This window comes from Terasakiella sediminum, from assembly GCF_033100395.1.
Lineage (GTDB): Bacteria > Pseudomonadota > Alphaproteobacteria > Rhodospirillales > Terasakiellaceae > Terasakiella.
In genome coordinates this window covers 184956-196425 of the sequence record NZ_JAWLVJ010000006.1, presented here as the reverse complement: position 1 = coordinate 196425, position 11470 = coordinate 184956, and the positions used below count along the sequence as shown (strand labels likewise).

The following is an 11470-nucleotide window of genomic DNA, read 5'->3' as shown; positions in this document are numbered from 1 at the left end:
CGATATGACAAAACGATGTTAAGCTTTCTCGGCTTCGTTCAGGTCACATCAATTCGGGTTTGGGTAAAGCACTTTGTCAACAGAACCTAATCTCAGTAACACTAACCTTAGTGGCTCAACCTTTGCTGCTAGTAACTTGACAAATGTAAATTTTAGTCATTCCAATATTTCAGGGTGCGAATTAAAAAATGCACTTAACCTAGATAAAGAACAACTTAATGAAGCGTGGGCATGGGAGGGTGAAGAACCTACATTACCTTTTGATTATGAAATAAAGACAGTAGCTGCTAAATCCACCTAACTATTTAACTTAACAATTTAATTAAACTTTAGCCTATTAGCAGTTTAAAATATTCATAAAAACGCCGTTGATGGCTCTCCTCATCGTCATGCCGCATGTGTTGCGGCATCAGGGGTGAATGCAGAGCACTTGCCCTTGCCCATTATCGCGCAACGGGTGCGCGATGACGAAAATGAGGGATAAAGAGAGATGTGTTTGGTGAATATGGTAGTACGTCCCATTCCGTCATCCCCGTGAGCCAGAGGCCACCGACAGGTAAAACGGGGACCCAGTTTTCTGTTTCAACCGTTCTTCTGGGTTCCCGCATTCGCGGGAATGACGATATGGGGGGCAGCACAAAAAAGGGCGTCCCCACTTAAGAGAACGCCCTTTTTATCTAGCAGTGTGTCAACACCCTACCCCATGATTTTATCACGGAGCAGTTTGTTAACCACGCCCGGGTTGGCTTTACCTTGCGTGGCTTTCATGACCTGACCGACGAACCAGCCGAGCATTTTGTCTTTACCAGCGCGGATTTGTTCAACCTTGTCTTGGTTGGCCGCGATAATCTCTTCGATGGCAGCTTCGATGGCACCTGTATCGGTGATCTGCTTGAGGCCTTTTTCTTCCACGATCTTTTCAGGGTCATCGCCTGTTTCGATCATGATCTCAAAAACATCTTTAGCAATACGACCGGAAATCGTGTCATCTGAGATCAAACCAACCAGCTTACCGAGGTTTTCAGCACTTACCGGGCTGTCTTCAATGCCTTTACCCAGCTTGTTGAGCGCGCCAAACAGGTTGGTGATCACCCAGTTTGCGGCCAGTTTGCCATCACGGCCCTTGGCAACTTCTTCGTAAAAATCCGCTTTTTCTTTTTCGGCGACCAGAACGGAAGCATCATAAGCAGACAGACCAAGATCGTTGATGAAACGCTCTTTCTTCTCATCCGGCAGTTCTGGCAGGGTTGCACGGATATTTTCGATATATTCGTCCGAAATGGTCAACGGCAGCAGGTCCGGGTCCGGGAAGTAGCGGTAATCGTGGGCTTCTTCCTTGGAACGCATCGGGCGTGTCTCGCCTTTGGTCGGGTCGAACAGGCGGGTTTGCTGAATAACTTCGCCGCCTTCTTCATAGACTTCAACCTGACGCGCTGCTTCGGCTTCAATCGCCTGCATGACGAAACGAACGGAGTTTACGTTTTTGGATTCAGTACGTGTACGCAGGTGTGTTTCACCCACTTTACGAACAGAAACGTTTACGTCACAACGCATGGAGCCTTCGTCCATGTTGCCGTCACAAGTCCCGAGGTAACGAACGATAGAACGCAATTTGCGAACGTACGCACCTGCTTCTTCCGGGCTGCGCATATCGGCGTGCGATACGATTTCCATCAGACACACACCGGCACGGTTCAAGTCGATGAAGGACTTGGTTGGATGCTGGTCATGCTGGGATTTACCCGCATCGATTTCCATATGCAGACGTTCGATACGTACTTCTTTGGTTTTGCCGCCTTCAAGGTCAAGGATCATGGTGCCTTCGCCCACGATCGGCTTGTCAAACTGTGAAATCTGATAGCCCAGTGGCAAATCCGCGTAGAAATAGTTCTTACGGGAGAAAACAGACGTATTGTTGATCTGAGCTTTCAGCCCCAGACCAGTCCGAACAGCCTGTTCGATACATTTTTCGTTGATCACAGGCAGCATGCCCGGCATCCCGGCATCCAGGAAAGCGACGTTGTGGTTTGGTTCCGCCCCGAATTTGGTGGAGGCACCAGAGAACAGCTTGGCGTTGGAAATCACCTGACAGTGGACTTCCAGACCGATCACAACTTCCCAGTCGGCTGTTTCACCTTTGATAATGTAACTCATATTCTTCTTACGCTCCCAACATCGCAGGTTTCGCTGTAAAGCCAGCGGCTGTTTCCAGAACACCTGCGGTGCGCAACAGTGTTTCTTCGTCAAACGCACGCCCGATCAATTGCAGACCCAGCGGCAGACCATCCTTGGACAGACCCGTTGGGACTGAAATCCCCGGCAGACCAGCAAGGGAGGTCGGGACGGTGAAAACGTCGTTCAGATACATGGTCAGTGGGTCATCCTGTTTTTCACCCAGACCAAAGGCCGCAGATGGGCAGGTCGGTGTCAGGATCACGTCGCATGTTTCGTAAGCGTTTTTGAAATCCTGCGCGATCAATGTGCGAACCTTCTGTGCTTTCGCATAATAGGCATCGTAGTAACCCGCAGACAGCACGTAGGCGCCGATCATGATACGGCGTTGGACTTCATCACCGAAGCCTTCACCGCGTGTTTTGCAGTAAAGATCATCCAGGCTTTCCAGCTCGCCCTCTGCACGGTGGCCATAACGTACACCGTCATAGCGCGCCAGATTGGCAGAAGCCTCAGCAGGCGCAACGATATAGTAAGTCGCCAGTGCATATTTTGTATGCGGCAGAGAAACATCAACGATTTCAGCACCTGCATCTTTCAACATGGCCGCGCCGTCATCCCACAGCTTGGCGATCTCATCCGACATACCGTCCATGCGATATTCTTTCGGGATACCAACGCGCAGGCCCTTGATGTCACCAGTGAGGGCGGCTTCAAAGTTTGGCACATCGATGGGGGCAGATGTGGAATCTTTTTGGTCAAACCCGACCATGGACTGCAGCATAATGGCGCTGTCCTGTACGGTCTTGGTCATGGGGCCAGCCTGGTCAAGGGATGACGCAAAAGCAACAATACCCCAACGTGAACAACGACCATATGTCGGCTTCAGACCAACGATCCCTGTGAAAGAGGCTGGCTGGCGGATGGAACCACCTGTATCCGTACCCGTCGCAGCCAAGCAAAGCTCACCTGCAACAGCAGCAGCAGAACCACCACTTGATCCACCAGGAACCAGGTCTTTACCTGCATCCTGGCTCCAGGGGTTTTTAACCGAACCGAAATTGGATGTGATGTTGGCCGATCCCATGGCGAATTCATCCAGGTTGGTTTTACCCAGCATGACCGCACCCGCTTGTTTCAGGTTATTTGAAACAGTGGATTCATAAGGCGGAATGAAATTGTCCAGAATGCGGGATGCTGCCGTTGTGCGCACGCCTTCGGTACAGAACAGGTCTTTCATACCAATCGGCAGACCTTCCATGTTACCCGCTTCACCGGATTTGATTTTTTCGTCAGATGCTTTGGCACTTTCCAACGCCAGTTCAGGCGTATCGGTGATGAAAGCGTTCAGATCTTTGTTGGCTTCCATGGCATCGATGTGTGCTTGGGTCAGTTCAACAGCTGTGAACTCGCCCGCTTTCAGGCCATCACGCGCGGAGGCCAGTGTCATATTTGTCAGTTTTGTCATGATTATTCCACCACCTTCGGGACCAAATAACAGTGATCGGCTTGATCCGGTGCGTTCTGCAAGACAAGATCCGGCTGGTCACCACTGGTGACAACGTCTTTGCGCAAGTGCAAAGCCATATCAGCGACAGAAGTCATTTCTTCCACACCATCGGTGTTGACTTCTGAAAGTTGTTCTACCCAATCCAGAATGCTGGAGAGATCTTTTGCGATAGGATCCAGTTTTTCTTCTGGAACCTCAATGCGAGCAAGAAAAGCGATCTTCTTGACCGTATCTTTGTCTAATGCAGACATGACGATTTCGTCCTTCATGAGCCCATCAAAAGGGCCTTACAAAAAATGTGAATAAATGCGGTGCGGAAAGTAGCACTGGAAAGCCTCTGAAACAAGAGGTAGTGTACAAAAAGATTCGAATAACCAAGGCCTGAACATGCCCTTTTCCGCTGCAAATCTGCAAACGCTCAAATCCATCGTTGGCGATAAAGGATTTATAACCGACCAAAACGCGATTGCGCCCTATCTGGAAGAAAGCCGTGGACGTTTTAAAGGCCAGTGTGATGTGCTGATCAAACCTGCCAGCGTGCAGGAAGTTTCAGAAGTCCTTGCCATCTGTAATGACGAAAATATCCCCGTTGTCCCGCAAGGGGGCAATACCGGACATTGCGGCGGGGCTGTGCCCAATGGCGGCGTGCTGTTAAACCTGTCACGACTTAATAAAATCCGGTCCATTGATCCAATGAATGCAACCATCACGGTGGAGGCCGGATGTATCTTGCAGGACATTCAGATCGCTGCACGAAAAGCTGGTTTTCTTTTCCCGCTATCGCTTGCCTCCGAAGGCACTTGTCAGATTGGCGGGAACCTGTCCACCAATGCGGGCGGCGTGCAAGTCTTGCGATATGGTAATGCGCGCGAACTCACCCTCGGGCTGGAAGCTGTTTTGGCCGATGGTCAGGTCTGGAACGGCCTGCGGGGCCTGCGTAAAGACAATACCGGATATGATCTGAAACATATGTTCATCGGGGCAGAAGGTACGCTTGGGATCATCACCTCAGCGACCCTGAAACTCTATCCTTTGCCCAAAGAAACAGTGACCTGTTTTGTCGGGGCAGAAAGTGTGGCCCACCTGATGGATGGCTTTTCTCAGTTGCGTGACTGTTTTGCTGGTGACCTGAGTGCCTTTGAAATACTGCCGCGTTTTGGGCTGGAAACCGTCTGCAAACATATCCATGGCATGCGCGATCCATTTGCACAAACCTATCCGTGGTACGGACTGATCGAAGTCTCCACCCCGCGCTCCAACACAAATCTGCGTGAAAGCATGGAAGAACAACTCAATCAGCTTTTGGAGCGCGACATTCTGCATGACGTGCTGATTGCTGAAACCCTGATCCAGGCGGAAAACTTCTGGAGCTTGCGCGAAAATATGTCAGAAGCACAAAAACATGAAGGCGGATCGGTCAAACATGATGTGTCCGTCCCTGTTTCCAAAGTCGCTGACTTCATGAATGAAACATCCCACATGATTTCCAACATCATGCCACAGGCCCGGCTTTGTACATTTGGGCACCTGGGCGATGGCAATATTCATTTCAACATCAGTCAGCCCGTGGATATGGACAAAGACGCCTTCCTTGCCCATACCAAAGACTTCAACGAGATCGTCCACGAAATGGCAGAAAAATATGACGGGTCTTTCAGCGCCGAACACGGTATCGGCCTGTTAAAAACCAAAGAGATGGAAACATTTCGCGCAGGTCCAGAACTAGACATGATGCGCCAGATCAAACAGGCACTTGATCCCAACAATATCCTGAACCCGGGCAAGGTTGTGGGTTAACGCCCCTGCACAAGGTCACGTCCTTTTTCAAGATCATCGGTGAAGGTAATTTTGATATTTACGATAAAGTTTGTCGAAAGCGCTTCCAGCATTTCCCCAATCAGAGGGCGGGCCGGATCCAGGGTGACAACCACCATATTAATATGACAAATGTGGCTTTCATCAGCTTCGTGCAGGATTTGGGCGAAGCTTTCAACAGATAGCTGGTTTTGGAATTCCAGGATATTCACCAGGATAAAGACACTTGCGGAATTCTTGCGGCTTTCAAACAGGCGATGATACACTTTGATGAAGGCGTCACCTTCCAGCACACCTTTTGCGGTGACCTCATCAAAAGGGCCTTTGCAGTCAAAATCAACGGTACCTGTACTCAATTTCCCGTGCCTCAGTTATCTTGCTTATTCCTGATAATGTATGTTTTATGCCTAAAACCGTAAAGCAGAGATTGAGTTTTCCTAGTCCAGATGCAACATGATTTTGATTTTTTTTGCAATATCTACGGCTGAATTCAACCTTAACCTTTTACCGCTTGATAATTTACCCGCAAAAATTTCAGCATAACCGCCATCACACAAACTTTGAACCATCCGGCTGTGTTTAGCCGAAATCATCATGTCCGGCGCATAAATATAAACAGGCTTTTCAGTTGCACACGCTTCAGAACACATAGACACGCTATCACCTGTTACGATGATGTGATCCGCACAGGCGAGATAGCCAAAATAAGGGTTCTCCCCCGCATCCCCCCATTTAAAGGTATGAGCAGGTACCTTGATCTCTTTCATCAGATCATCCGCTATATTCCCGGTGCGTCGAGACGTCGTGACCAGCAATCCCGCACCTTGCTCTTCAGCCAGTTTATTGACTGTCTGGCCCAGTGCGACAGCCATCTCTTTGTTGAATTCCTTATCCTTGGTCGCCCCGCCAACGATCAGGGCAATCAGATTATCCCCCAAAGGTTTAAACGTTTCCTCCCAATGGGTTCTGGCCTCAGATAGTTTTTCAGGTCCCACCCGATGTGGGGCGCCAATCATTGCCATTTCATTGGGCTGCAGCTTTTTATTGTCATGGGCAGGCACGCAGATCAGGTCAAAATCCAAAGCACCACTGGTCCCGGGATGCATCACCTGCACCAGTTTGGTTTTACGACCACTTTTCTGTTTGATATAGCGCGCAACGGGAGCGGTCCGTCTGCCCGCGCTAATCACTAAATCCGGCCAAGGAGCTTTGATCGCCTGTTTGGTTTCGCTGGTCACCGCACTCAGACTGGCCCCCAACATGAAATTTGGCAGTTTGGCAAAACTTGTATAGGCGATATCCTTGCGCACAAATGGCAAATCCAGCGCTTCGGCCACGCCAAGAGATTGCCCGACGTTGCCCGCGCGGTCATCACACAGAACCCAAATTTCAGGTGTATCTGTCATATTTCACCCCAAATCCCTAAATATAGGCTATTCTATTACACAGTTTTAATCATTTGCCCATATATCATTGATGTCAAAGCATTGAAGCTGCACATATAAAAAGGTCAATACCCGGTGTTACGTCGTCTCTTTATCTTTGTTTTTTCCTTCTGCCTCTTTCTTTCGTCCCACGAAACGCGTGCAGATACCACCACCCTGCGCCTTGCCACCCTATCCTTCCCTCCATTAATTCATCATACGGCCACGGGCAGCTATTCCGGCACCATGGGAGAAACGGTTAAGATGATGTGCCGCATGGCCGGGATTGATTGTCGCATGGAATTGATCCCCTACAAGCGCGCCTTTGAAAAACTGAACGCAGGCGAAATCGATGGCGTTATTGGGATCAAGACCAACTTATTGAAAGAATGCTGCACCCCAAGCCAATGGGCGTCGCCTTGGGCAGCGGGATTATTTTCTGCCCGCCCGTTAAATGAAATCCCCCAAATTGCCGATGATATCAAAGGCCAATCCCTGATCGTGGTTGACGGGATGCAATCGCCTTATCTTTTTATCCCGGACCTTGATCAATGGGAAAAAGATGGCGACATCAGACTGCATCGCGCCAACGGCATTTTCATGGCAACCAACATGCTGGGCAATGAACGGGCTGAATTTCTATGGGGGTCCGAAGATTACAACTGGTACTTTGAAAAACTGGAAACCAAAGAGCAATGGAACTTTATCCCCTTGCTGGTGCGTCCACTTGTGATCTGGCTGGACAAAAGCAAGTTTGAAGAAATGAACAGCCTGAACAAGGCTTATTCAAGAATGCAGGACCAGCAAATGTTAAACAGCCGTCAGCTTCTCAGCAACGAGTTGATGCAACAAAACTACATCGCCCCGGTCTTTAATTATGAGTGATCAATCCTTTCAAATTAATCAAAGCGTTGCCATCGAAGGGCGCGAAGACCTGCTGCAAAAAAAATCTGTCCGCCTAACGCTGGTTTTGCTGATCTCCATAGCCATGCCGCTATCACTTTGGGCACTTGCAACCTGGACCCATGAAACAGGGCTGAACAATCTGCGTCAGCAACTGGATGCCCGCATGAACCTTTATTCCTCCAACATCGTCAGTGAGTTGGAAAAGTATGAATATCTGCCCACCATCCTTGCGCGTGATCCGATTTTGCAATCGCTTTTCTATCACGACCCAAGGCCTGATCAGATTGACCGCGCCAATCGCCACCTCAGTGCCATTCGTGAAACCGCTGAAGTATCCGCTGTCTATGTGATGTCACCAAGCGGCATTACGTTGGCCGCCAGTAACTGGGATGAAGAAGCGTCCTTTGTTGGAAAGAATTTTCGCTTTCGCCCCTATTTCCAACGCGCTATGGAAGGCAAGATCGGGCATTACTTCGCCCTTGGTACCACATCTAAAATCCCAGGATATTTCCTGTCTTATCCCATGGGTAGTGAAGAGCGGATCGATGGTGTTGTGGTTGTAAAAGTCAGCGTGGCCCGACTGGAAAAATCCTGGTCCAACGCCAAGGAGGAAGTAGTGGTCACCGATGATAATGGTGTGATCATTATTTCCAGTACAGAAGACTGGAAATTCCGCACCTTCAAGCCGATCCCCAAGCAAAAACTGCAACTGTTGAAAATGTCGCGACAATATGATGATGCGCCGCTTGTTGCGATTGAAGCAGGACGGGAACGCATTATTGATGATCATACCAAACGCATCTCTATCCGCCATCCACAAGGACGTGTTGCCAATGCCCCCAATTGGGAAGATGTCTATATCAGAAGCCGTAATGTGTTGGGTACGGACTGGAAAATTCATTATGTCTTTCGGGAATCACGACTGCGCGAGGATGTCATCGACAGTATGATTATCGGTGCCTTTGCCTGGCTGATCGCAATTCTGACATTCTTATACTTCCTGCAACGCCGCAACATGATCAACAACCGCCTGGCGTTTCAGGCACAGCATCAAAAGACACTGGAAGAAGCCGCCGTTGAACTGGAACGTCGTGTAGAACGGCGCACAAAAGCTTTAAGTGAAGCCAACACGCGTCTGGAAGAAGAAATTGTTGAACGCTTAAAGGCAGAAGAAGACCTGCATATGGCGCAAGATGAACTGGTGCAAGCTGGAAAGCTGGCTGCCCTGGGGCAGATGGCAGCGGGCATCACCCATGAAATGAACCAGCCCCTGACCGCTATTCGATCCTACGCAGACAACGCAAAAATCCTGCTGGATCGCAAGCGCATGGACGATGTAAATTCCAATCTGGAACAAATCTCCAGCCTGTGCGCACGTCTGGGTAAAATTTCAGGTCAATTGAAAGTCTTTTCTCGCAAAACGCCGTCCGAAAAAGAACCGATCAGCATTTCCAAGGTGGTCAGTGAAACCCTGAACCTCATGTCCAGCAGTGCCAAGCTGGACAAGGTCACCATCCACAACACATTGGATGATGAAGATCTGATGGTGCTGGGCGAAGCCATCCGCCTTGAACAGGTCCTGATCAATATCCTAAGAAACGCCCTTGATGCCATGGCCGATCAGGATGCGCCGGAGATCTGGATTTCCACACAGATCAACCGCAGCCGGGTAACCCTGCAAATCCGCGACAACGGCCCAGGTTTTGAAGATAAGGAACTAACCCGCATCTTCGATCCCTTCTTCACCACAAAAGAAGTTGGCAAAGGATTGGGATTGGGGTTATCAATTTCCTCCCGGATCATACAGGATTTCGGCGGCGTGTTAAAAGCGCACAATCACACGGACGGCGGGGCCGTCTTTACCATCGAACTATTGCAGGCACCCCATGGTTGACTATCAGTATAAAGGCCCGGTTCTTTTCATCGATGATGAAATGCATATCCGCCTGTCCGCAAAACAAACGCTGGAACTGGATGGCTTTGACGTCGTCTGTCTGGAAAATGCCGAAGATGCGCTGAAACAAATCGAACAGGGCTGGCCCGGTATTGTCATCACCGACATCAAAATGCCCGGCATGGATGGCCTCAGCTTTATGGCTGCCGCACACAAAATCGACAAAGGCCTGCCCATTATCCTGATTACAGGGCATGGTGATGTGACCATGGCAGTTCAGGCCATGCGCGATGGGGCCTATGATTTTATTGAAAAGCCATTTCCGTCCGAACTGCTGACCGACGTGGCATCGCGTGCCATGGAAAAGCTGTCTCTGTTAAAAGAAAACCGGGAACTGCGCGAAAAACTAAAAAACCAGGGTGACATGGCGTCGGGCATTTTGGGGAAATCCAAGCCGGTAGATCATCTGCGCAACCTGATCAGCAATATCGCCAACACCAACACCGACGTTTTGATTGCAGGGGAAACAGGAACGGGCAAGGAAATGGTTGCGCGCTGCCTCCATGAAAACAGTGCCCATCACAATGGCCATTTCGTCGCGGTGAACTGTGGGGCTATGCCGGAAAACCTGTTTGAAAGTGAACTCTTCGGTTATGAACCCGGTGCTTTCCCCGGCAACAACACCCGACGCATCGGCAAGATCGAATATTCATCCGGCGGCACTTTATTTCTTGATGAGATAGAAACCTTGCCCCTTGCCATGCAGGTCAAGCTCTTGCGCGTCCTGCAAGAACGATCCATTGAACGATTGGGGTCCAATCAGGTTCTGCCCCTGAAACTGCGCATCATTGCATCTACCAAAGCGGACCTGTTAAACGAAGTGGATAAAGGTAACTTCCGCGAAGACCTATATTACCGCCTCAGCGTCGTCATGATCCCGACCCCGCCTTTACGTACCTGGAAAGAAGATATCCCGGCCCTGTTCCAGCATTTCGCTATGGAAGCCTCAGAAAAATTTGGCCGGCCCATGCCGGAGATCAGATCAGTGCAAACTGAATCGCTCATGTCCCACAACTGGCCGGGCAATGTGCGTGAACTTAAAAATTCAGCCGAACGCTTTATCTTGAGCGACGGTCAAAATCCACTGCAATCGGATATGACACAGGCTCAGCCCTTTGACGATACTGCCCAAAACCTGCCGGAAAAAGTCGAGGCCTTTGAAAAAGGTCTGATCATGCAAGCCCTGGAACAAACGTCTGGCAGCATCAAGGACGCACTTGAAATCCTAGGTATCCCCAGAAAGACTCTCAGCGACAAGATGAAAAAATACGGTCTTGATCGCGGCGATTTTATCGCAAAAGCCTGATTAATTGGTCTTACCACCGCTGCGAATCGCTCATTTCTGATATGCATTTTTTGCATAGCTTGACCATATGTTCGAATGCCGAACAATAAGATTGGCGGATTTCCGCCAACGCTATTTTGGGCCTTTGGCGGAAACACGCACACGTAAATCTCAAAGCGCAAGAAAATGTCTAATATTGCGCTGCACATCCCTGTTTTTACGCCATTTTCCAGTTTTTATGGTTCAAGCGGGCGCCCCAATTTGGAATCTTAATCTTACTTTCTTTGCTTAAAGTTTGACTTCGCAAGCGGCGGCACTGGGAGATTGGGTTTCCTGATCTGTCCCTAGAAACGGATACCCATCACGCCGTCGCTTGTATTTTTATTAATTGGGAGGATATTTCC

Annotated in this window: 10 protein-coding genes; 5 read left to right on the top strand and 5 right to left on the bottom strand. The window is 49.5% G+C overall.

The features are described 5' to 3' along the window. Positions 1 to 73: 73 nt before the first annotated feature. Positions 74 to 301 (top strand): pentapeptide repeat-containing protein, encoded by a 228-nt coding sequence (locus tag RYZ26_RS06745; protein WP_317682412.1) that lies wholly within the window; start codon positions 74 to 76, stop codon positions 299 to 301. A gap of 395 nt (positions 302 to 696) precedes the next feature. Here the strand turns inward: RYZ26_RS06745 and gatB are convergent, their stop codons facing one another. From gatB to gatC, 3 genes are read right to left on the bottom strand one after another with little or no spacing between them, the layout of a single operon-like run. Further along, the gene (gene gatB / locus RYZ26_RS06740) at positions 697 to 2154 is read right to left on the bottom strand and encodes an Asp-tRNA(Asn)/Glu-tRNA(Gln) amidotransferase subunit GatB (protein WP_317682411.1); all 1458 of its coding nucleotides are present in this window, start codon (positions 2152 to 2154) and stop codon (positions 697 to 699) included. A 7-nt stretch (positions 2155 to 2161) separates the two neighbouring features. Beyond that, on the bottom strand, positions 2162 to 3640 hold the full coding sequence (gene gatA / locus RYZ26_RS06735; RefSeq protein WP_317682410.1) for an Asp-tRNA(Asn)/Glu-tRNA(Gln) amidotransferase subunit GatA: 1479 nt from the start codon (positions 3638 to 3640) through the stop codon (positions 2162 to 2164). 2 nt (positions 3641 to 3642) lie between these two features. Next, positions 3643 to 3933 (bottom strand): Asp-tRNA(Asn)/Glu-tRNA(Gln) amidotransferase subunit GatC, encoded by a 291-nt coding sequence (gene gatC, locus RYZ26_RS06730; RefSeq protein ID WP_317682409.1) that lies wholly within the window; start codon positions 3931 to 3933, stop codon positions 3643 to 3645. 136 nt (positions 3934 to 4069) lie between these two features. Here gatC and RYZ26_RS06725 point away from each other — a divergent pair, with 136 nt between their 5' ends. After that, positions 4070 to 5479, top strand: a complete 1410-nt coding sequence (locus RYZ26_RS06725) for an FAD-binding oxidoreductase (protein ID WP_317682408.1) — start codon at positions 4070 to 4072, stop codon at positions 5477 to 5479. Here the strand turns inward: RYZ26_RS06725 and RYZ26_RS06720 are convergent. Both RYZ26_RS06720 and RYZ26_RS06715 read right to left on the bottom strand, forming a co-directional pair. Then, the gene (locus RYZ26_RS06720) at positions 5476 to 5853 is read right to left on the bottom strand and encodes a hypothetical protein (RefSeq protein ID WP_317682407.1); all 378 of its coding nucleotides are present in this window, start codon (positions 5851 to 5853) and stop codon (positions 5476 to 5478) included. The two genes, RYZ26_RS06725 and RYZ26_RS06720, sit on opposite strands and share 4 nt — an antisense overlap. Positions 5854 to 5934: 81 nt before the next feature. Continuing rightward, entirely contained in the window at positions 5935 to 6903 is a 969-nt protein-coding gene (locus RYZ26_RS06715) for a mitochondrial fission ELM1 family protein (protein ID WP_317682406.1), read from the bottom strand. A gap of 114 nt (positions 6904 to 7017) precedes the next feature. Between RYZ26_RS06715 and RYZ26_RS06710 the strand changes: the two genes are divergently transcribed. Genes RYZ26_RS06710 through RYZ26_RS06700 form a run of 3 tightly spaced genes read left to right on the top strand, consistent with a single transcriptional unit; the run spans position 7018 to position 11087 of the window. Beyond that, positions 7018 to 7806, top strand: coding sequence for a hypothetical protein (locus RYZ26_RS06710; protein WP_317682405.1), 789 nt, complete (start codon positions 7018 to 7020; stop codon positions 7804 to 7806). After that, on the top strand, positions 7799 to 9721 hold the full coding sequence (locus RYZ26_RS06705; protein ID WP_317682404.1) for a sensor histidine kinase: 1923 nt from the start codon (positions 7799 to 7801) through the stop codon (positions 9719 to 9721). The genes RYZ26_RS06710 and RYZ26_RS06705 overlap by 8 nt, the downstream gene beginning before the upstream one ends. Further along, entirely contained in the window at positions 9714 to 11087 is a 1374-nt protein-coding gene (locus RYZ26_RS06700) for a sigma-54-dependent transcriptional regulator (protein WP_317682403.1), read from the top strand. The genes RYZ26_RS06705 and RYZ26_RS06700 overlap by 8 nt, the downstream gene beginning before the upstream one ends. Positions 11088 to 11470: the final 383 nt, after the last annotated feature.